The sequence below is a fragment of the Algiphilus sp. genome (assembly GCF_023145115.1).
Lineage (GTDB): Bacteria > Pseudomonadota > Gammaproteobacteria > Nevskiales > Nevskiaceae > Algiphilus.
In genome coordinates, this window is record NZ_JAGLEJ010000017.1 from 41,486 (window position 1) to 63,446 (window position 21,961).

The 21,961-nt window shown below is 70.3% G+C and carries 17 protein-coding genes; 13 read left to right on the top strand and 4 right to left on the bottom strand.

What is annotated here, in order from left to right; all coding sequences use genetic code 11:
- Window positions 1–64: 64 nt before the first annotated feature.
- Window positions 65–2,572 (bottom strand): FtsX-like permease family protein, encoded by a 2,508-nt coding sequence (locus KAH28_RS06625; protein ID WP_290575196.1) that lies wholly within the window; start codon window positions 2,570–2,572, stop codon window positions 65–67.
- Window positions 2,569–3,237 (bottom strand): ATP-binding cassette domain-containing protein, encoded by a 669-nt coding sequence (locus KAH28_RS06630; RefSeq protein ID WP_290575197.1) that lies wholly within the window; start codon window positions 3,235–3,237, stop codon window positions 2,569–2,571. The genes KAH28_RS06625 and KAH28_RS06630 overlap by 4 nt, the downstream gene beginning before the upstream one ends.
- Window positions 3,238–3,250: 13 nt before the next feature.
- On the opposite strand from KAH28_RS06630, the gene KAH28_RS06635 reads away from it, so the two are divergent.
- From KAH28_RS06635 to KAH28_RS06650, 4 genes are read left to right on the top strand one after another with little or no spacing between them, the layout of a single operon-like run.
- Window positions 3,251–3,874 (top strand): arylesterase, encoded by a 624-nt coding sequence (locus KAH28_RS06635; RefSeq protein WP_290575198.1) that lies wholly within the window; start codon window positions 3,251–3,253, stop codon window positions 3,872–3,874.
- Between the two features lie 24 nt (window positions 3,875–3,898).
- Window positions 3,899–5,176 carry an FAD-dependent oxidoreductase gene (locus KAH28_RS06640; protein WP_290575199.1) on the top strand — a complete coding sequence of 426 codons (1,278 nt, stop codon included), beginning with the start codon at window positions 3,899–3,901 and terminating at the stop codon, window positions 5,174–5,176.
- Window positions 5,173–5,955, top strand: a complete 783-nt coding sequence (locus KAH28_RS06645) for a DUF1365 domain-containing protein (RefSeq protein ID WP_290575200.1) — start codon at window positions 5,173–5,175, stop codon at window positions 5,953–5,955. The genes KAH28_RS06640 and KAH28_RS06645 overlap by 4 nt, the downstream gene beginning before the upstream one ends.
- A gap of 47 nt (window positions 5,956–6,002) precedes the next feature.
- The gene (locus KAH28_RS06650; protein WP_290575201.1) at window positions 6,003–7,220 is read left to right on the top strand and encodes a cyclopropane-fatty-acyl-phospholipid synthase family protein; all 1,218 of its coding nucleotides are present in this window, start codon (window positions 6,003–6,005) and stop codon (window positions 7,218–7,220) included.
- 237 nt (window positions 7,221–7,457) lie between these two features.
- Here the strand turns inward: KAH28_RS06650 and KAH28_RS06655 are convergent, their stop codons facing one another.
- Window positions 7,458–8,093 (bottom strand): hypothetical protein, encoded by a 636-nt coding sequence (locus KAH28_RS06655; protein WP_290575202.1) that lies wholly within the window; start codon window positions 8,091–8,093, stop codon window positions 7,458–7,460.
- Between the two features lie 84 nt (window positions 8,094–8,177).
- Window positions 8,178–10,763 carry a transglycosylase domain-containing protein gene (locus KAH28_RS06660; RefSeq protein WP_290575203.1) on the bottom strand — a complete coding sequence of 862 codons (2,586 nt, stop codon included), beginning with the start codon at window positions 10,761–10,763 and terminating at the stop codon, window positions 8,178–8,180.
- Between the two features lie 244 nt (window positions 10,764–11,007).
- Between KAH28_RS06660 and pilM the strand changes: the two genes are divergently transcribed.
- From pilM to gltB, 9 genes are all read left to right on the top strand, one after another.
- The gene (pilM, locus tag KAH28_RS06665) at window positions 11,008–12,078 is read left to right on the top strand and encodes a type IV pilus assembly protein PilM (protein ID WP_290575204.1); all 1,071 of its coding nucleotides are present in this window, start codon (window positions 11,008–11,010) and stop codon (window positions 12,076–12,078) included.
- A gap of 2 nt (window positions 12,079–12,080) precedes the next feature.
- Entirely contained in the window at window positions 12,081–12,662 is a 582-nt protein-coding gene (locus KAH28_RS06670; protein WP_290575205.1) for a PilN domain-containing protein, read from the top strand.
- On the top strand, window positions 12,652–13,305 hold the full coding sequence (locus tag KAH28_RS06675; protein ID WP_290575206.1) for a type 4a pilus biogenesis protein PilO: 654 nt from the start codon (window positions 12,652–12,654) through the stop codon (window positions 13,303–13,305). Before KAH28_RS06670 ends, KAH28_RS06675 begins: the two co-directional genes overlap by 11 nt.
- Complete coding sequence (locus KAH28_RS06680) at window positions 13,305–13,814, top strand: pilus assembly protein PilP (RefSeq protein ID WP_290575212.1); 510 nt, start codon at window positions 13,305–13,307, stop codon at window positions 13,812–13,814. Before KAH28_RS06675 ends, KAH28_RS06680 begins: the two co-directional genes overlap by 1 nt.
- A 22-nt stretch (window positions 13,815–13,836) precedes the next feature.
- Window positions 13,837–15,999: a type IV pilus secretin PilQ gene (gene pilQ / locus KAH28_RS06685; protein WP_290575207.1), complete on the top strand. Its 2,163-nt coding sequence runs from the start codon at window positions 13,837–13,839 to the stop codon at window positions 15,997–15,999.
- A 187-nt stretch (window positions 16,000–16,186) separates the two neighbouring features.
- A complete protein-coding gene (aroK, locus tag KAH28_RS06690) occupies window positions 16,187–16,696 on the top strand; it encodes a shikimate kinase AroK (RefSeq protein WP_290575213.1) in 510 nt (169 codons plus the stop codon).
- Window positions 16,693–17,808, top strand: a complete 1,116-nt coding sequence (gene aroB, locus KAH28_RS06695) for a 3-dehydroquinate synthase (RefSeq protein WP_290575208.1) — start codon at window positions 16,693–16,695, stop codon at window positions 17,806–17,808. The genes aroK and aroB overlap by 4 nt, the downstream gene beginning before the upstream one ends.
- Complete coding sequence (locus KAH28_RS06700; protein WP_290575209.1) at window positions 17,808–18,956, top strand: deoxyguanosinetriphosphate triphosphohydrolase; 1,149 nt, start codon at window positions 17,808–17,810, stop codon at window positions 18,954–18,956. Before aroB ends, KAH28_RS06700 begins: the two co-directional genes overlap by 1 nt.
- A gap of 228 nt (window positions 18,957–19,184) precedes the next feature.
- On the top strand, window positions 19,185–21,961 hold a 2,777-nt coding region (gene gltB, locus KAH28_RS06705; protein ID WP_290575210.1), incomplete at its 3' end, for a glutamate synthase large subunit.

The window sequence follows — 21,961 nt, forward strand, 5'->3', positions numbered from 1 at the left end:
CCTTCGGCGCGCGCAATTATGCCCCAAGCCCGGAAATCGACCCGTTCGCGCGGGAGCGGGATCGCTATCCCTGCAGGCGCAGCACGCGGTCGGGGGCCACCATGGTCACCCCGCGCAGTGCCAGCCAGCCCATCGCGCCCACCAGCAGACCGCCGCCCAGCGGCCCGGCCAGCCACGGCCACAGCGGCATGGCGAAGGGCATGTCGAACACGCGCGCGGCCAGCTGCCAGGCCACCAGCTGCGCGATGGCGGTGGCGATCGCACCGGCGGTGGCGCCCAGCACGCCGTACTCCACCAGCAGCGTGCGCGCCACGAAGTGCCGGCGCGCGCCCAGTGCGCGCAGCAGTGCCACCTCCTGCTCGCGCTCGGTGCGCGAGGTCTCGATGGCGGCGAGCAGCACCAGCACGCCGGCGGCGAGCGCGAAGGCCAGCAGGAAGGCCAGCGCCTGCACGATGCGGTCGATGACCGCGCGCACCTGCTCCAGCAATGCATCGATGTCTATCGGCGTGACGTTCGGGAAACGCTCCACCAGCGCCCGCAGAAGCGCGCCGCGTTCCCCGGACAGGTGGAAACTGGTCAGCCAGCTCACCGGCACGCGCTCGGGATCGAGCGCGCCGGGCGTGGTCATCAGGAAGAAGTTGGGTCGAAAGCTGTCCCACTGGACCTCGCGCAGATTCGCCACCGTGAAGGTGATGTCGCGGCCGGCGAAGCGCAGCGTCATGGTGTCGCCGATGGCGACATCGAGCCGCTCCACGGCGTAGTCGTCGGCCGACAGCAGCGGCTCGCCGTGCGCGTCGTCGCGCCACCACTGCCCGTCGGTGAGCCGGTTGTCGGGTGGCAGCGCGGCGCTCCACGACAGGTTGAAGTCGCGGTTGATCCAGCGCTGCGTTTCCGGATCGTCGAAGTCGTCGACGCTGACCTGCTCGCCGCGCAGTCCCACCAGCCGGCCGCGCGCCATCGGCCACAGCCGCACGTCGGCAAGGCCGCGGTCGGCGAGGAAGTCGGCGAGCGCATCGCGCTGCGCGTGTTGCACGTTGACCAGGAAGATGTTGGGGGTGCCGGCCGGCAGGCTCGCCCGCCACTGGCTCAGCATCTCGCCGCGCACGATCGCCATCAGCAGCAGCGCGAGCAGCACCAGGCCCAGGGCCGATGCAAGTCCGGCGGAAGCCCGCCGCCGGCGCGCCAGGTTGGCCAGCCCCAGCCGCCATGCCGCGCCCGCGGCGCCGCTGCGGCGCATGCCGTCGAGCAGGCGCAGGGCCCCCTGCGCGATCAGATAGAGCAGCGCCACGGCGACCGCGGCGCCGGCGATCACCGCGGCGGTCAGGGGCAGACTGCGTGCCTGCAGGCCGACGATGACGAGCAGCGCGATACAGGCCGCGCCGCGCAGTCCGCGTGCCGCCAGGGTCGCGGTCTCGGCGTGCTGGAACACGCGCATCGGCGAGACATCGCGTACCGCCAGGATCGACGGCATCGCGAAGCCCACCAGCAGCACGGCACCGAGCAGCGCCGCCTGCGCCGCCGGCCACCACGACGCGGGCGGCGGCAGTCCGGCATCGAAGAGCGCGCCGGCGGCACCCGCGATCACCGCCTGCCCGCCCCAGGCCACGCCCAGCCCCAGCGTGATGCCGCCGAGGCCCAGCGCCCCCATCAGCGCCAGCAGCGCGCGCCCGACGAAGGCGCGCGAGGCACCCAGCACCCGCAGCAGCGCAGCCTCGTCGCGCAGGCTGCGGCCGAAGCCGTCGGCCGCGATCATGGCCGCGGCGGCGGCCAGCACCAGCGCGCAGACCACGGTGAGATCCAGGAAGCGGTCGGCGCGGTCCATGGCGGCGGCCAGCTCGCGCCGGGCCTCGGTGGGCGTCACCATCTCCACGCCGGCGGCGTCGGCGGCCGCGCGCACGGCGTCGAGCGCTTCGGCCGGACCGGCGAGCTGCAGCGCGTAGGCGACGCGAGCGCCCGGGCCGGTGAGTCCGGCGCGCTCGAGATCGTCGTGGTGCAGCATCAGGCGCGGCGCGAGCTCGCGGAAGCCGCCGCCGCGATCGGGCTCGAAGGTGAGCACGCCCGCCACGCGCAGCGCCGCGCCGCCGACCTGGACCTCGGCACCCGGCGACAGCCCGAGCTCGGCCCACAGCCGGCTGTCGACGTAGACCGTCCCGGGCCGAGGCGCCGCAGCCGGTGCGGCCTCCCCGAACGGGCGCCCGGCGGTGCGCAGGCCGCTGCGCAGCGGGTAGTCGTCGCCGACGGCCTTGAGCGAAGCCAGCGCCGAACGCTCGGAGGGACCGAACACCACGCTCGGCATGCTGACGATGGGCGCGGTGCGCAGGCCGGCGTCCCGCGCGACCCCGGCGAGCGCGTCGGGAATGGGGCGGCGCGCCTGCAGCAGCGCATCGGCGCCGATGCTCTCGCCGCTCTGCGCCACCAGTGCCGCGCGCACGCGCTCGGAGAACAGCCCCACCGAACCGGCCGAGCCCACCGCCACCGCCAGCGCGGCCACCAGCAGCAGGGCGCCGTGCTGGCGCCAGCCGTGGCGGGCGCGGCGCAGCGCGTAGCGCAGCGGCGAAGCGGTGGCGTTCATTCGGCGATGCGGCCGTCGACGAGGGTCATGCGGCGCTGGCACCGTGCCGCCAGCTGCGGGTCGTGCGTCACCAGCACCAGCGTCGTGCCCGCCTCGCGGTTGAGCGCGAACAGCAGCTCGATGATCTGGCCGCCGGTGTCGCCGTCGAGGCTGCCGGTGGGCTCGTCGGCGAAGAGGATGCCCGGACCGGTGACCCAGGCGCGTGCCAGCGCCACGCGCTGCTGCTCACCGCCGGAGAGCTGGTGCGGGTAGTGTCCGGTGCGCCGGGCGAGGCCGACGCGCGCCAGTGCCTCCTCGGCGCGCTGGCGCGCGTCGCGCAGGCCGGCGAGCTCGGCCGGCAGCATGACGTTCTCGAGGGCCGTGAAGCCGCCCAGCAGCTGGAAGGACTGGAACACGAAGCCGACCCGGCTGGCGCGAGCCGCCGCCCGGGCTTCCTCGTCCATGGCGCTGATCTCGGCGCCGTCGAGCACCACGCGGCCGCTCGTGGGCGAGTCGAGGCCGGCGAGCAGCGCCAGCAGCGTGGTCTTGCCCGACCCGCTGGCGCCGACGATGGACACCGTCTCGCCAGGATGCACGGCAATATCGACTCCGCGCAGAATGTCGAGCTTCTGCGCGCCGCTCGACACGCTCTTGCAGAGATTCTCGGAAACAATGATGGGATGCATCGCGCGAAGACTGTTGCTGTTCCTGGTTCTGGTGTCGGGCATGCCGCTGCAGGCTGCCGCGGCGCCGAGCGTGCTGGTGCTCGGCGACTCGCTGTCGGCGGCCTACGGCATTCCGCTGGAGGCGGGCTGGGTGAACCTGCTCCGCGAGCGTATACGCAGCCGCGATCTGCCGCACGAGGTGGTCAATGCCAGTGTCAGCGGCGAGACCAGCCGCGGCGGCCGCGAGCGGCTTCCGGCGCTGCTCGCCAGTCACGAGCCGACCATCGTGCTCATCGAGCTGGGCGGCAACGACGGACTGCGCGGCCTGCCGCCGGCGCGCCTGCGGGAGAATCTGGCGGCGATGGCGCGCATGAGTCGCGACGCCGGCGCGACGCCCGTGCTCTTCGAGATGCGCATTCCCAGCAACTACGGGCCGGCGTACACCGAGGCCTTCACCGCCACCTTCGCTGCCGTGGCGGAGGCGCACGAGGCGCCGCTGGTGCCGTTCCTGCTTGCCGACTTCGCCGACGACGAGGATGCCTTTCTCGACGATGGCATCCATCCGACGGCCGCTTCCCAGCCGCGGATCCTCGACACCGTGTGGCCGCATCTGGCGCCCCTGCTCGGTGCATCCAAACCATCCGCAGCACGTAATTAGCTGCGTACTTCCACAAGGGTTGCCATGCGCATTGCTGTCGTCGGCTCGGGGATCTCCGGCCTCACCGCGGCCTACTGCCTGGGCGGTCACCATGATGTGACCGTCTTCGAGGCACAGGACCGCCTGGGCGGGCACAGCAATACCGTGACCGTCGAGACCGCGCTCGGCCCGCGTGCCATCGACACCGGCTTCATCGTCTGCAATCCGGTCAACTACCCGGGCTTCTTCGGCCTCATGGCCGAACTTGGCGTGCCGCTGCTGCCCAGCGATATGTCGCTGGGCGTATCGGTGGACCACGGTCGCATCGAATGGGCCGGCGACCACAACGTGCTCAAGGTCTTCGCACAGCCGCGGCTGGCGCTGTCGCCCGCCCATCTCGGCATGCTGACCGCGGTGCTGCGCTTCAACCGCCACGTCAAGCGCCTGCTGGCCGAGGACGCCCTGCCCGACATCACCCTCGGCGAATTCCTCGATCGCCACCGCTATCCGCAGACACTGCGCGTGCGCTACATCGCGGCCATGGCCGGTCCGATCTGGAGCACGTCGACTCGTGGTGTGATGGCGTTCCCGTTTCCGGCCTTCGCGCGCTTCTTCGAGAGCCACGGACTGCTTAACGTACGCGAACGCCCACAGTGGATGACCGTGTCGGGCGGCTCGCAGTACTATGTTCAACGGTTGCGCGAGCGCTGCCGCGCGCGGTTCCTCACCGGCACCGCGGTGCGCGCGCTCTCGCGCGGGGGTCAGGGGGTTCGCGTGCAGACCGAGCACGACGAAGCGGTCTTCGATGCGGTCGTGTGTGCTGCGCACTCGGACGAGGCGCTGGCCATGCTCGGCGATGCCTCGCCGGCCGAGCGCGCGATCGTGGGAGCCGTGCCCTTCGCCCGCAACCGGGCGGTGCTCCACAGCGATACCTCCCTGATGCCGCGGCGCCGGCGTGCATGGTCGAGCTGGAACGCGCTGCTCGACGGCGATGCGCCGAGCGATGTGCCCATCGGCGTCAGCTACTGGATGAATCGGCTGCAGAATCTCGATACGCCCGATCCGTTCATCCTGACGCTGAACCCGCCGCGCGAGCCGGCGCGCGACCGCGTCCTGTACGAGACCGAGTACGCGCATCCGCAGTACACCCCCGAGACCATCGCGGCGCAGAGCCGGCTCGGCGAGATTCAGGGTGCGAACGGCATCTGGTGGGCGGGCGCGTGGACCGGCTACGGTTTCCACGAGGACGGCCTGAAGTCCGGGCTGGCGGCGGCTGCCGGTATCGATGCGGCCTGTCGTCCGGACTGGGCCGAGGCGGCATGACGCCCGGGCGCACCGGTTCGCGTGAGGACGCGGTGCTGTACCGGGCCCGCGTCATGCACCGGCGTCGCGTGGCGCCGCTCTATCGCTTCGTCTACCGCGTGTTCTACCTGCTGGTGGACATCGATCGGCTGGCGGAGACGGCGCGGCGGCATCGCCTGTTCTCGTACAACCGCTTCAACGTGCTGAGCTTTCACGACCGCGATCACGGTGTCGCACCGGGCGGGCTGCGCGCGTGGGTGGACCGCACGCTGGCCGCGCGCGGCATCCGGCTCGGCGGCGGGCGCGTGCGCGTGCTCTGCATGCCGCGGGTGCTGGGTCACGTGTTCAATCCGATCAGCCTGTTCTACTGCGAGGACGCCGGTGGCGCGCTGCGGGCCGTGATCGCCGAGGTGCGCAACACCTTCGGCGAGCGGCACTGCTATGTGCTCGAGGCCGGCGGCGACGCCCTGGAATGGGAGCAGCCGCTGGGGGCGCGCAAGCGTTTCCACGTCTCGCCCTTCATGGCCCTGGAGGGCGGCTACCGCTTCCGCCTGCGGGAACCGGGCGAGCGCCTGCGCGTCGCCATCGCGGCGCGCAATGACGACGGCCCGCTGATGGACGCCGTGCTCGCCGGTGAGCGTCGCGCCTTCGACAGTCGCCGCGTGCTGATGACCGTGGTCGCCATGCCGCTGATGACCCTCAAGGTGGTCGCCGCCATTCACTGGCAGGCGCTGAAGATCTGGCTGCGCGGCGCCGCCTTTCATCGCAAACCCGAGCCACCGGTACAGGAGACCAGTTGATGGCCCGATACGAACCCCGTCGAGAATCGCCCGGACAGGAGCCGCTCATGCGCATCCTGACTGAGCCCATGCACGAGGGATCGGGCAAGGCACCCAAGCTGGGTGCCGGCCTGCGTCTGCTGGTGTACATGCTGCGCGGCCTGCGCGTGGGCAGCCTCGATCTGCGCCTGCCCGACGGCAGCGTGCGCCGCTTCGAGGGTGCCGAGCCGGGGCCGCACGGCGTGCTGCACGTGCACCGCGCCGAGATCATCCGGCACGTGCTGCGCGGCGGCGAGGTCGGCTTCGGCGAGGCCTACATGGCGGGCTGCTGGGATTCGCCCGATCTCACGGCGCTGCTCTGCGTGCTCTACCGGAACCAGGGCCACTACCGCGGCCCCTACGAGAAGAACGCGCTCGGGCGGGCGCTGGGCTTCGTCCAGCATCGCCTGCGGTTGAGCAAGGCACGGGCGCGCGACAACATCGCCCACCACTACGACCTGGGCAACGCCTTCTACAAGCAGTGGCTCGACGGCACCATGGCCTATTCGAGCGCGGTCTTCGCGGACGAGAACCAGACCCTGCGCGACGCCCAGATCAACAAGTTCCGGCTGCTGGCCGAGCGTCTCGATCTGCAGCCCGGGCACCACATGCTGGAGATCGGCTCGGGCTGGGGCGGTTTCGCGATCTGGTGCGCGCAGCAGTACGGATGCCGCGTCACCGGCCTGACGCTGTCCAGCGAGCAGCTGGCCGAATCGCGCGCCCGTGCCGAGGCGGCCGGCGTGGCGGACCGTGTCCGGTTCCATCTGCAGGACTACCGGGATCACGCCGGCCGCTACGATCGCATCGCCAGCATCGAGATGTACGAGGCCGTCGGCGAGCGTCACTGGCGCGGCTACATGCGCGCCATTCACGACGCGCTGCGCCCGGGCGGGCTTGCCGCCATCCAGGGCATCACCATCGACGCCGCGATCTTCGACAGCTATCGCCGCAAGCGCGACTTCATCCAGAAGTACATCTTCCCGGGCGGCATGCTGTGCGCGCCGGCGCACTTCGAGTCGCTGGCGGCCGAGGCCGGCATGACCCCGGAGGACGCGCGCTTCTACGGCCACGACTACGCGCGGACGCTGGCGGTGTGGCACCGCAACGTGCTGGCGCGGCGCGACAGCATCACCGCCACCTTCGACGAGCGCTTCCTGCGCATGTGGCGCTACTACCTCGCCTACTGCGAGTGCGGCTTCCTCACCGGCTCCATCGACCTCATGCAGATCACGCTGCGCCGGTCCTAGCCGGGACGGCATGTCTCGGTGGTCCGGAGAAGCGGCGAACCGCAGATTGCGCAGATGGGCGCAGATTCAGAAGGGCGGTTGAACCACAGATTGCACGGATTCACACAGATTCCTTTGGTTCGGGTGTGCGCTGACTTTGTCAGGGCCACCAGTGAACAATCCCCGGAATCCGTGCAATCTGTGGTTCCGTCGCTTTACCCGGCAATGACCTCGCGCAGCAACGGCTCACCGAGCCCGCTACGCGACGTCGCGCGGGCTGGCGTCGCCGGGCTCGTCTCGGTCGAGCAGCGCCGCCACGCGCTCGCGGTCGATGCGCTTCATGGGCTGGCCGTCGGTCGGTGACAGCGGCACCTGCCGGCGGCCGAGCTCGGCGAAGATGGCGATGTCGACGCCGACATCGCCGGCCTGGAAGCTGAGCATGGGAATGTCGCGCGTGCGACCGTCGGCGAATCGGTAGCGCCGTTCCCCGGTGCGGAACTCGATGCCGCGCTCCAGGAAGAACATGTCCAGCGACTCGGCGGAGTCGGTGAAGCAGTGCAGCTGCAGCCGGTGCCCGTCGTGCGCCGCGCCGGTGGCGGCGGCGCCCACCATGCGGGGACTGAAGTCGGCGAGCAGGTCCATGGCTTCCAGCGCGGTGCGACGCAGCTTGCGCAGGTGACGATCGTAGGCGTCGCCGCCGAAGAGCTGCTGGTACTCCAGTACCGCGGCCTGGATGTCGGCGTTGGCCGGCATCGCCGTGTGGAGGCTGAGGCCGAGCCGGCGCGAAGCCTTCTGCTTCGCCAGCCGATAGTCCGTCAGACGCTCTTCGCAGATGATGCGCGCCGCTTCCCGCACCAGATCGTGCCCCGCGAGGCTCGCCGATCGCTTGCCCATCGTTTCCACCCTCCGGATGCCGATGTACGTTAAAGAGCGCTGGCGGGACCGTCAACGCGCCGCGATGCGGTGTCCGGCTGCCGGTCAGTAGAGCGCGTCGAGCGCCGATCCACCCTCCCCGCCGTTCTGCTCGCTGGTCATTTCGGGGACCAGCTCCTCGGGCAGCGTCTCGAACACCACCGAGGTCGCCTCCGGATGCGCCAGCAGCCCGCTGTCGGGGTCGATGCGCACGTCGACCATGCCTTCCGGCCGCGGCGGGATGGCCTGCTCGCGACCGTCGAGCGCCACGCGCATGAAGTCGATCCAGATGGGCAGCGCGGCGCGTGCGCCGCCCTCGCCGCGGCCCAGTCGGCGCGGCTGGTCATGGCCGACCCATACCGCTGCCGCGAGCTCGCGCTGGAAGCCGACGAACCAGGCGTCGGCCTCGTCGTTGGTCGTGCCGGTCTTGCCGGCGAGGTCGTTGCGGCCGAGCTCGGTCGCGCGCGCTCCGGTGCCGCGGCGCACGACGTCGCGCATCAGGTCGGCGGCCTCCCACGCGACCCGGTCGTTCACCGTTCGCGGGATGCACTGCGCGATGGCGTCGGTGGGAACGGGCTCGAGGGTCGGCTCCGGCTCCGGGGCGGGCTCGGGCTCCCCGAGCGGGAAGTCCGCCCCGGCCAGCGCCTCGGCGGCCTCGGCCTCGGCTTCCTCGCGGGCGCGGATGGCGAAGGTCGCGGGAACCGGGTTGTCGCACAGCGGAAGCGGACGCCTGGCCGCCGCGTCCTCGGGAGCCATCTCGTCGGGCGCGGCGACACCCGCCGCCGCCGCGATCGCCGCGATCTCCTCCGGGAGAGTCCTGGGCGCGTCCGGTTCGGCGTTGAGATGCTCGATGTCGGCGATGTGGTACGGCTCCACGAGGTGACCGCCGTTGGCGAACACCGCGAAGGCGCGCGCCATTTCGAGCGGCGTGAACACCGGGCTGCCCAGCGCCAGCGACAGGTTGTCGGGCACGCGCTCCAGCGGCAGGCCGAAGCGCGGCAGGTAGTCGCGCGCGGTTTCCACGCCGATGGCGCGCAGCAGCTTGATGGACACGATGTTGCGCGAGTGCACCAGCGCCTCGCGCAGCCGGGTCGGCCCGTAGAAGCGGCCGGTGTAGTTGCGCGGCCGCCACTTGTCCTCGAGGGCGTAATCCTCCATGACGATGGGTGCGTCGATGATGATCGAGGCCGGCGTGTACCCCTGATCGAAGGCCGCGGCATAGATGATCGGCTTGATCGCGCTCCCGGGCTGACGCTCGGCCTGGGTGGCGCGGTTGAAGCGGCCGGCGAAGAAGTCGTAGCCGCCCACCAGCGCAGTGATGGCGCCGCTGCGCGGATCGAGTGCCACCAGCGCGGCCTGGGCGATGGGCTCGGCGGCCAGACGCCAGTCGGGCGGGTTCCGCGCGGCGTCATCCCCGGTCAGCGCGATGCCGTCGGCCTCGGCTGCGGCGTCACGGCTGCGGTCGATGATGTGGACCACGCTGCCGCGCGGCAGCCGCTGATCACCGAGCCTGGCCCAGGCGTAGTCGTCCGGCGCCAGCGTCACCCGGCCGTGCTCGGTGGTGACCAGGTGCATGCCGTCGGCGTCGTGCGCGAGCACCAGCGCGCGCGTCAGGTCGGGATAGTCGTCGAAGGTTTCGATGGCGGCGACCACCGCCTCGGGCAGCGGGGTCTCGTCGAGCGCATCGCGCAGCGCCGCATCGATCATCGGGCGATCGCTCGCGTAGCCCTGCCGAGCGCTGTGCGCGCGCAGATGCTCGCGCACCGAGGCGACGGCGGCGCGCTGCTGGCGGCTGTCGATGGTGGTGGTCACGGTATAGCCGTCGGTGTAGACCGCATCGCCGTGGCGGGCGACCATCTCCTGGCGCACCATCTCGGCGACGTAGTGCGCGTCGATGTCGACCGCGACCTTCTCCGGCGTCACGACGACGGGGGCGGCGCGTGCCGTCTCGTACTGCTCCGGCGTGATGAAGTCGAGGGCGCGCATGCGATCGAGAACGTAGTTCCGGCGTTCGAGCGCGCGCTCGGGATCGTTGACCGGATTGTCGCGCGAGGGCGCCTTGGGCAGCCCCGCCAGCACCGCCATCTGCGACACGCTCAGCTCGTCCACCGGCACGTCGAAGTAGACGCGCGCGGCGGCGCCCACGCCGTAGGCGCGCTCGCCGAGATAGATCTTGTTGAGGTAGCTCTCCATGATCTGCTGCTTGGAGAGCACTTCCTCCATGCGCAGCGCCAGGAAGATCTCGCGGATCTTGCGATCGTAGGTGCGCTCGCGCGTCAGGAAGTAGTTGCGCGCCAGCTGCATGGTGATGGTGCTGCCACCCTGGCTGCGCTCGCCGGTGCGCACCAGATTGACGGCCGCGCGCAGCAGACCGCGCCAGTCGACGCCGGGATGCGCGAAGAAGCGCGCGTCCTCGGCGGCGATGAAGGCCTGGACCAGCGTTTCCGGCAGCTCCGCATAATCCAGCGGATCGCGCCGCTCGGCGCCGAACTCGCCTATGAGCTTGCCGTCCCGGGTCAGGATGCGGAGCGGCACCTGCAGCGGCAGCTCGCGCACCGCCTCCACCGGCGGGAGCTCGGCTTCGTAGATGTGCCGCGCGATGAAGAAGCCGCCGGCGGCGAGGGTCGCGCCCAGGCCGGCGAGCACAAGCACCACGATCCCGAGGCGAAGGGCTATGCGAGCGGAGAGAGACATGCAGGCGGCAAGGGCGGGGCGCGGTTCCGGGCGGGGGGCGGCGCGGTTGCAGGGGCAGTTATCGCGCTTATATTTCAGAGGCTTGGACGCAACATCTATTGTTGCATCCGAGGAACACCGCGTTATATTAGCGGACCAGGGCTGACGTGGTCGGGGGAGGATGCCACGCAGTCGCCAGTAATTCGGGGCTTTCATGGGATTGATGTCGACGCTGTTTCAGCGCAAGAGCCGGCCGCTGGTGGGCGTGGACATCAGTGGTTCCGCGATCAAGCTCGTGGAACTCACCGGCAGCGACGAGAACCCGGAGGTGGTCGCCTTCGCCGTCGAGCCGCTTCCCGAGGGCGCCATCGTCGACCGGCAGGTCAACGATGCCGACATCCTCGCCAACGCCCTGCGCCGGACGCTGCAGCGCGCCGGCACGCGCACCCAGCGCGCCGCGCTGGCAGTGCCGGGTGCCTCGGTCATCTCCAAGGTCATCCCCATGCCCGCCACGCTGAGCGAGTCGGACATGGAGGAGCAGATCCAGGTCGAGGCCGATCAGTACATTCCCTATCCGATCAGCGAGGTCAGTCTCGACTTCGAAGTCATCGGGTCGTCGGCCACGGACCCCGACGCCGTCGACGTGTTGCTGGCCGCGTGCCGCCGCGAGCACGTCGAGGCGCTGACCCAGGTGCTCGAGCTTGCCGGCATCGAGCCCGCCGTCATCGACGCCGAGCCCTTCGCCCTGGAGAACGCCTGCGACTATCTGCGCCGCCAGATGGCGGCCGACGCGCACACCGTCGCGGTGGTCGACATCGGCAACAGCACCACCCACGTCAACGTGCTGCATGACGGCGACAGCGTGTTCTCGCGCGAGCACACCATCGGCGGGCGCGTGCTCACCGAGGAGATCGCGCGTGCCTACGGCATGGAGCCGGGCGAGGCCGCGCAGAAGAAGAAGGAGAACGATCTCCCGGACGATTATCGCGACACCATCCTGCTGCCCTTCTTCGACGAGATCGCGCAGCAGATCGATCGCAGCTTCCAGATGTTCTTTGCCTCCGCCCGTGTCAGCCAGCAGATCGATCAGCTGCTGATCGCCGGCGGGTCGGCCTATCTCGACGGCATCGTCGAGCACATCGGCGGGCGGCTCCAGATCGCGGCCGAACGCGCGCGACCGCTGTCCAACCTGCGCGTGGCGCGCGGCGCGCGCTCGGCGAATCTCGAGCGCAACGAGGCGGCGCTGCTGCTGGCGCTCGGGCTGGCTTCCCGGACCTTCGACAGGGCGCGCTAGCCATGGCCACCCACATCAATCTCCTCGACTGGCGCGTCGCCCGCCGCGAGCGGCGCCTCGAGGACTTCAAGAAGCAGATGGTCGCGGCCGCGCTCGTCGGTTTCGCGATCGCGTTGCTGTGGTGGATGCACGCCGGCTCGGTGCTGTCCGAGCAGGAGTCGCGCAACGACATGCTGCGCACCGAGATCAAGCGCCTCGACGGCGAGATCAAGGAGATATCCGAGCTCGAGGCGGTGCAGGCCAACCTCATGGCGCGCATGCAGGTGATCGACTCGCTGCAGGCGTCGCGCTCGGCGACGGTGCACTTCTTCGACCAGCTCGTCGCGACCCTGCCCGACGGTCTGCACATCAACCGGCTGGTGCAGAACGGCACCGAAGTGACCATCGACGGCGTCGCCGAGTCGAATGCGCGCGTCTCCAGCTACATGAAGAATCTCGAGTCCTCGGAGTGGTTCGACAACCCGCGGCTCATCGTCATCCGCAGCGCCGAGCGCGATCGCGTGCGCCAGTCCGACTTCACGCTGCGCGTCAAGGCGCTCACCGAGCCGCAGAACGACGACGCGGAGGCCGCCGATGGCGATTGACCTGCGCCGCCATTTCGACGAGCTGCAGGGCCTCGACCTGCAGAACCCCGGGGCATGGCCCGACTGGGTGCGCGGTTTCGCTGCGGTGCTGCTCGCCGTCGCGCTGGTCGGCGGGGGCTACTGGTTCTTCGTCAAGGACCGCTACGCCCAGGCCGAGAACGCGACCCGGACCGAGCAGGATCTGCGCGGCGAGTTCGAGACCAAGCAGCGGCGCGCGGCGTCGCTGGAAGCCTATCGCGAGCGTCTCGAACAGATGAAGCGGGACTTCGGCGAGATGCTGCGGCAGCTGCCCGGTCGTGCCGAGGTCGCCAATCTGCTCAACGACATCTCCCAGACGCGCAGCGCGAACAATCTCGACGAGGAGATCTTCGAGCCCAAGGGCGAGATCGTGCACGACTTCTACGCCGAGCTGCCCAACCGCATCGTGGTGGTGGGTGGTTTCCACGACATGGCGCGCTTTGTCTCCGACATCGCCGCACTGTCGCGCATCGTCACCATCGAGCAGGTCGAGATATCGCGCGCCGACGGTGGCGGCGACGAAGGGGCCCGGCTGCGCATGTCGGCCACCGCCAAGACCTATCGCTATCTCGACGACGACGAGATCGCGTCGCGCAACAACAGCAACCGACGGGGGCGCCGGTGATGCGCGGGCCCGGTCTGCTGGCATCCGCGCTCGCCGCGTCGCTGCTGCTGTCCGCGTGCAGCGACGGCAAGGACGATCTGCGCGCCTACATCGAGCGCATCAACGCGCGGCCCGGCCAGCCGCTCGAGAAGCTGCCCGAGCCGAAGCAGTACGAGACCTTCACCTATCGCGAGCGCGACCGCCGCAACCCCTTCGCGCCGCTGCGGCCGGAGCGCGAGCAGCCCGACAACGCGCTGCGCCCGGACCAGAACCGGCCGCGCGAACCGCTCGAGGCCTTTCCGCTCGACGCGCTGCGCATGGTCGGCACCGTTCAGGTGCGCGGAACGCGCTACGCTCTGATCGAGGATCCCGAGAATGTCGTGCACCGCGTACCCGCGGGCACGCATGCGGGACAGAACTACGGACGCATCACCGCGATCACGCCCACCGAGGTGCGGCTCGTGGAGATCGTTCCCGATGGCTTCGGCGGCTGGAGCGAGCGGCCGGCCTCCATTCCGCTCGCCGAGTAGATTCATGCAGGAGACCGTTCCCATGTCCGGACCAATCATCATGCGGCTGCTGCGCCGGGCCGCGGGCTGCCTGCTGATGGCGCTGCTGGCCGGGCAGGCAGTCGCGCAGGACGCGCGCAGCATCCAGTCGGTGGAGCACGTGGCGCTCGGCACCAACAGCGTGCGCGTCAGCGTGCGGCTGGACGGCGACGTGCCCGAACCCAGCACCTTCTTCGTCGAGGATCCGGCGCGGCTGTCGGTCGATCTTCCCGCCACCCGTCTGGGCGCCGGCGTCGGACGCGTGCACCGCATCAACATCGGCGCCACGCGCTCGCTGGCGCTGGCCGAGGCGCAGGGCCGCACGCGCGCGGTGCTCGAGCTCACCGAACCGCTGCCCTACGAGGTGCGCCGCGACGGCCGGGAGCTCGTCATCCTGGTCAACGCCGAGCAGCGCGCACCCGCGCCCGGAACCCAGGCCGCATCCGCGCAGGCCGGCGCGATGCCGGATACCGGCTCACGCCCGGGCGCGGCCATCCGCGGCCTCGACTTCCGCCGCGGCGAGGGTGGCGCCGGCCGCGTCATCATCGATCTCGCCGATGCCGACACCGTGGTCAACACCCAGGAGACCGGCGGCCGCATCATCGCCCGCTTCCCCGACGCGCGCGCCAACCCGACGCTGTACGAGCGACTGGACGTGCTGGACTTCGCGACCCCGGTGAAGTTCGTCGACCTGCGCCGCGACGGCGCCGGCAGCGAGCTGGTGGTCACCCCGGTGGCCGACGCCCAGTTCGAGCAGATCGCCTACCAGGCCGGCCGCCGCTACACCATCGAACTCAAGCCGCTGACGCCCGAGGCCGCGCGCCAGCGCGAGGAGGAGGATCCGGATTACACCGGCGAGCGCGTGTCGCTGTCCTTCCAGGATGTCGAGGTGCGCTCGCTGCTCCAGATCATCGCCGACATCGCCGAGGTCAATCTGGTGGTCTCCGACACCGTCGGCGGCAGCATGACGCTGCGGCTCGACAACGTGCCGTGGGATCAGGCCCTGGATATCGTGCTGCGACAGCGCGGTCTCGGCATGGAACAGCAGGGCAACGTCATGCTGATCGCGCCCAACAACGAGATCGCCGAGCGCGCCGCCCAGGAGCGCGCCGCGCGCCAGGCCCAGGAGGAGCTGGCGCCGCTGCGCACCGAGGTCATCCAGGTCAACTACTCGCGCGCCGCCGACCTCGCCGGCATCATCCGCGAGGCCTCGCAGCGCCGTGAGGGCGGCTCCGCCAACGGTCAGCGCCAGGTCACCGAGTCCGAGCTGCTCAGCGATCGCGGCAAGATCACCGTCGACGAGCGCACCAACACGCTCATCGTGCAGGAGGCGCGCGACAACCTCTCCGCCATCCGCCAGCTGGTGCAGCGCCTCGACGTGCCGGTACGCCAGGTGCTCATCGAGTCGCGCATCGCCATCGTCAACGACGACTTCCAGAAGGACATCGGCGTGCAGGCCGGCTTCACCGGCATCGGCAGCAGCGGCGACAACACCATCGGCTTCAGCGGTTCCTCGGCGAGCGCCGACACCGTGATTCGCGGCGGCATCCCGGCGGTCAGCGATCGGCTCGGCGTGCGGCTGCCGGTGGCGAATCCGGCCGGGCAGTTCGGCCTCGCGGTGCTGGGCAGCGACTTCCTGGTCGACCTCGAGCTGTCGGCGATGCAGACCGAGGGTCGCGGCGAGCTGATCTCGACCCCGCGCGTGGTCACCGCCGACCGCAGCGAGGCCACCATCAAGCAGGGTCTGCAGGTGCCCATCACCACGCGCAGCCAGAGCGACGCCGAGTCGACCACCACCGAGTTCGTCGACGCGCTGCTGGAGCTGCGCGTGACACCCGAGATCACGCCCGACAACGGCGTCTTCCTGAACCTGCTGGTGACGCGCAACGAGCCCGACTTCACCCAGGTCAACGCCGACGGCAATCCGGCGATCGCCACACGCGAGGTGTCCACCCGCGTGCTGGTCAAGACCGGCGAGACGCTGGTGCTGGGCGGTGCCTACGAGTCCGAGAAGGTGGAGAACGCCACCAAGGTGCCGCTGCTCGGCGACATTCCCCTGCTGGGCCGGCTGTTCCGGCGCGATTCGGACCAGTCCAGCCAGCGGGAGCTGCTGGTCTTCGTCACGCCCAAGATCCTGTCCGAAGGCCTCGATATCGGGGGCAAGTAGCGCCTCCGTCGGCCGCCCGGTGCCCGGGCGGCCGGACCGCCCCGCCCGCGGCCGATATACTGCGTGGCCGTTGTTCGCTCACGCGGCCCGCCGCTTCGTTACCGTGACCATCCGTCCGCCCTTCCGGCTGCTGCAGCGCCGCAAGCCGCGCCTCGAACGCGCCGAGCGGGCGCCGCTCGGCAGTCGCATCTTCCTGGTCGGTCCGATGGGTGCGGGCAAGACCACGCTGGGTCGCCGGCTCGCCGCGCTGGCGCGCATGGAATTCATCGACAGCGATCACGAGATCGAGCGCCGCACCGGCGTCGACATCCCCTTCATCTTCGAGAAGGAGGGCGAGGCCGGCTTCCGGCGCCGCGAGCACGATGTCCTCGCCGAGCTCGCCGGTCGCGACGGCGTGGTAGTGGCCACCGGTGGTGGTGCGGTGCTGGACCCCGACACGCGGGAGCGCCTGCACGCGGCCGGACACGTCATCTACCTGCATGCCACGGTCGACCAGCAGCTGCGACGCACCGCACGCAGTCAGCACCGGCCGCTATTGCGCTCCGGCGATCGACGCGCCATCCTCGCCGACCTTCTGGAGCAGCGTGACCCGCTCTATCGCGAGGTGGCCCACCGGGTCGTGCACACCGACGGGCGCAACACGCGCGCGCTCGCCCAGGAAATCTTCCGCAGTCTGCGTCAGGAGTCATCGTCGTGAATGCCCCCGTGCGTCGCGTTCCCCCGCGTCAGCTCCAGGTCGAGCTGGGGGCGCGCAGCTATCCGATCCGGATCGGCAGCGGTCTGCTCGCCGATGCCGGTGCGTGGCGCGAGCTGCGCGATCGACCGCTGCGCATGCTCACGGATGACCGCGTCGCGGGGCACTGGCTCAAGTCCGTGGTGCAGCAGCTCGACATCGCGCCGGAGCAGGTCCGCATCGTGCCCGCCGGCGAGGCCACCAAGTGCATGACCGAGGTCGAGTCCTGTCTCGACTGGCTGCTGGAGACCCGCATGCCCCGCGACGGTGTGCTGGTGGCGCTGGGTGGCGGCGTGATCGGCGACCTCGCCGGTTTCGTGGCGGCGATCTATCAGCGCGGCATCGACTTCGTGCAGGTGCCCACCACGCTGCTGGCACAGGTCGACTCCAGCGTCGGCGGCAAGACCGGCGTCAACCACGCTCTCGGCAAGAACCTCATCGGCGCGTTCCATCAGCCGCGCCTGGTGCTGGCCGACAGCGAGACGCTCGGCACCCTGCCCGCGCGCGAGCTGCGCGCCGGCATCGCCGAGGTCATCAAGTACGGCATGCTCGGCGACGCCGACTTCTTCGCCTGGCTCGAGGACAACATGCCGCGACTGCTCGCCCTCGAGCCGCAGCGCGTCATGGACGCCGTCGAGCGCTGCTGCTCGATGAAGGCGCAGATCGTCGCTGCCGACGAGCGCGAGGGCGGACGCCGCGCGCTGCTCAATCTGGGCCACACCTTCGGGCACGCCATCGAGACCCACACCGGCTACGCGCAATACCTGCACGGCGAGGCGGTGGCCATCGGTCTGCACCTGGCGGCCGATCTCTCGCGCCTGCTGGGCTGGCTGGCGCCGGCCGATGCCGAGCGCGTGCGCGCCGTGATCGCGTCGGCCGGGCTGCCCTCGACCGTGCCCGAGGGCATGACGCCGGCCGATTTCATGCGGCACATGGCGCACGACAAGAAGGTGGCCGCCGGCAAGCTCCGCTTCGTGCTGCTGCGGCGCCTCGGCGAGGCGCTGGTCACCGCCGACGTGCCGTCCGACAAGCTCGAGGCCCTGCTCGAACGCCACTGCAGCGCCGGTACGGTCTGATGCAGCGCGCCCGCTGGGCCGCGGATCCGGAACGCAGCCGCGGTCGTCGCTGCGACGAGCCCGCGCCGTCCGGGCGCAGCGAGTATCAGCGCGACCGCGACCGCATCGTGCACAGCGGCGCCTTCCGGCGGCTGGAATACAAGACCCAGGTCTTCCTCAACCACGAGGGCGACTGGTTCCGCACCCGCCTGACGCACTCGCTGGAAGTGGCGCAGATCGCGCGCTCGCTGGCGCGCTCGCTGGGGCTCGACGAGGATCTCGTCGAGGCCATCTGCCTGGCCCACGATCTCGGCCACACCCCCTTCGGTCACGCCGGGCAGGATGCGCTCAACACCTGCATGCGCGATCTCGGCGGCTTCGAGCACAACCTCCAGTCGCTGCGCGTGGTCGACGAGCTCGAGGACAAGTACGCCGATTTCCGCGGCCTCAACCTCACCTTCGAGACCCGCGAGGGCATTCTCAAGCACTGCTCCCCGGCGCGTGCCCGCGGGCTCGGCGACGTCGGCGCGCGCTTTCTCGACGGCACGCAGCCCGGCATGGAAGCGCAGCTCGCCAATCTCGCCGACGAGATCGCCTACAACAACCACGACATCGACGACGGCATCCGCGCCGGCCTGATCACGCTCGACGAGCTCGAAGCGCTGCCGCTGGTGGCCGGTCCGCTGGCCGCGGTGCGTCGCGACCACCCGGCGGCGACCGCCCGCCAGCGCCGCCACGAGGTGATCCGGCGCCTGATCACGCTGCTGGTCGACGATCTGCGCGCGGCCACCGAGGCGCGGCTCGCCGAGGCCGCCCCCGCCGACGCCGACGCGGTGCGCGCCCAGCCGCGCCCCATGGTGGCCTTCTCCGACGCCATGCGCGAGCAGGCCACCGCGCTCAAGCAGTTCCTGCACAAGCGGGTCTACCGGCACCACCGCGTGTACCGCATGAACCGCAAGGCCCAGCGCGTGATCCGCGAGATCTTCGAGGCGCTGGTCGCCGATCCCATGCTGCTGCCGCCGGAGCATCAGGCGCTTGCCGCGGCCGGGCGCGAGCGCCACGGCGAGGCCGGCGTGGCGCGCGCCGTGGCCGACTATATCGCCGGCATGACCGACCGCTATGCCCTCCATGTCCATGGCGGCCTGTTCAATCCGCGACAGGTCGACTGAAAATCGGCGATAATCGCGCCGCGCGGCCGCCAGCAGGCTGCGCGAACAGGCGGCAGGGAAGGCGGTCAAGTCTTGACAGGACGGGGCCTCTGCTCGATAGTCGCCGGTCGCGCTGCAGCGAATTCCGACGTCTGACCCCGACAAGGGCGCCCATCCACCTGGTGGCGCGTCAAGGGGGAGTGTCGCCGCTGCCGCCTCCATGCGTCTCTACATGGATTGCTTATGCCGATGCAGACCCCCGACCACGGCCTCTATCGCTCGAGCTTCGAGCACGATAACTGCGGCTTCGGCCTGATCGCCAACATGGATGGCACTGCCAGCCACTGGCTGGTGCAGACCGCCATCACCGCCCTGGCGCGCATGACGCACCGCGGCGCCATTGCCGCCGACGGCAAGACCGGCGACGGCTGCGGCCTGCTCATGAAGAAGCCGGACGCCTTCCTGCGCGCCAAGGCCGAGGCCTGCGGCATCGCGCTGGGCGCGCTCTACAGCGCCGGCAATGTCTTCCTCGCCACCGACGAGCGCACCCAGGCGGTGCAGCGCGAGGTGATCGAAGCCGCCTGCGTGCGCCACAAGCTGCGCGTCGCGGGCTGGCGCGAGGTGCCGGTGGATACCTCCGTGTGCGGCGAGGAGGCGCTCTCCACGCTGCCGCGCATCGAGCAGGTCTTCGTCGTGCCCGACGAGGATATCGACGCGCGCACCTTCGAGATCCGGCTGTTCAAGGCCCGCCGCATCGCCGAGAAGCGGATGTCGGAGAGCGGCGACGAGGACTTCTACATCACCCACCTGTCCTGCGACGCGCTGGTCTACAAGGGGCTGGTGATGCCGGAGCACCTGGCCGCGTTCTATCGCGACCTCTCCGACCCCGATCTGGCGTCGGCGATCTGCGTCTTCCATCAGCGCTTCTCGACCAACACCATGCCGCGCTGGCGGCTGGCGCAGCCGTTCCGCTTCCTCGCGCACAACGGCGAGATCAACACCATCCAGGGCAACCGCAAGTGGGCGGTGGCGCGCGCCAAGAAGTTCGCCTGCGAGGCGCTCGGCGACATCGACGAGATCGCCCCGCTGGTGGGCATGCGCGGCTCCGACTCGGAGTCCCTCGACCAGATGCTGGAAGTGCTCCTGGCCGGCGGCAAGGACATCTTCGCCGCCATGCGCGCGCTGATCCCGCCGGCGTGGCAGAACGTCGAGCATCTCGATCCCGACGTGCGCGCCTTCTTCGAGTACAGCTCGATGAACCTCGAGCCGTGGGACGGCCCGGCCGGCGTCGTGCTGACCGACGGCCGCTACGCCGCCTGCTGCCTCGACCGCAACGGCCTGCGCCCGGCGCGCTACGTCGTGACCAGGGACCGCCACATCACGCTGGCCTCCGAGGTCGGCGTCTGGGACTACGCGCCCGAGGATGTCGTCGAGAAGGGCCGCCTGCGCCCGGGCCAGATGATTGCGGTGGACACCAGCAGCGGCGAGATCCTGCAGCCGCAGGACATCGACACCCGGCTGGCGCAGCGCGCGCCCTACAAGAGCTGGCTGAAGAGCAGCGTGCAGCGCCTGCAGTCGCGTCTCACCGACAGCCCTGAGCTGCTCGACCGCATCAGCACCGACTCGGTGGCGATCTACCAGAAGCTCTTCCAGCTCACCTACGAGGAGCGCGAGCAGGTCCTGCGCGTGCTGGCCGAGGCCGGCGCCGAGGCCATCGGCTCGATGGGAGACGACACGCCGATGGCGGTGCTGTCGCAGCAGCAGCGGCCGCTGTACGACTACTTCCGCCAGGTCTTCGCGCAGGTCACCAACCCGCCCATCGACCCGCTGCGCGAGCAGATCGTGATGTCGCTGGAGTGTCAGCTCGGCGCCGAGAGCGGCGTCTTCGACGAGACCGCCGAGGGCTGCTCGCGCCTGCTGGTCGACTCGCCGGTGCTGTCCGAGGGCAAGTTCAAGCAGATGATGGCGCTGGGCAGCGACAACCCGGACTACGCCCATCAGGTCATCGACCTCAACTACGACCCCACCACCTGCGACCTGCAGAGCGCCATCGAGAAGGTGTGCGAGCGCGCCGTCGCCGCGGTGCGCGCGGGCAAGGTCATCCTGGTGCTGTCCGACCGCGGCATCGCGCGCGACAAGCTGCCCATCCACGCCATGCTGGCCACCGGTGCGGTGCAGAACCGGCTGATCAACGAGGGCCTGCGCACCGACTGCAATCTCATCGTCGAGACCGCGACCGCGCGCGACCCGCATCACTTCGCGTGCCTGATCGGCTACGGCGCGTCCTGTGTCTATCCCTATCTGTCCTACGCCACGCTCTACGACCTGCGTGCGCGCGGCGCAATCCAGGGCCGCGAGGACGTCGATCTGGCGCGGGCCTATCGCAAGGGCATCAACAAGGGCCTCTACAAGATCATGTCGAAGATGGGCATCTCGACGATCGCGAGCTATCGCGGTGCCCAGCTCTTCGAGATCGTCGGCCTGGCATCCGAGGTGGTCGAGCTCTGCTTCACCGATTCCATCTCGCGCATCGAGGGCACCCGCTTCTCGGACATCGAGCAGGACCAGGGGGCGCTCGCCTGGCGTGCCTGGAATCCGCGCAAGCGCATCGACCAGGGCGGCCAGTACAAGTACGTCCACGACGCCGAGTACCACGCCTACAACCCGGACGTCATCGGCGTGCTGCACCAGGCCGTGCAGAACAGCGATGTCGAGAAGTACCGCGAGTTCGCCGAGCTGGTGAACAAGCGGCCGGTCGCCGCCGTGCGCGACATGTTCCGGCTCCGCCTCAGCGAGCAGCCCCTGCCGCTCGACGAGGTCGAGTCGATCGACCGCATCTTCACGCGCTTCGACTCCGCGGGCATGTCGCTGGGCGCGCTGTCGCCGGAGGCGCACGAGGCGCTGGCGGTCGCGATGAACCGGCTCGGCGGGCGCAGCAACTCGGGCGAGGGCGGTGAGGATCCGGAGCGCTACGGCACCGAGAAGACCTCCAAGATCAAGCAGGTGGCCTCGGGCCGCTTCGGCGT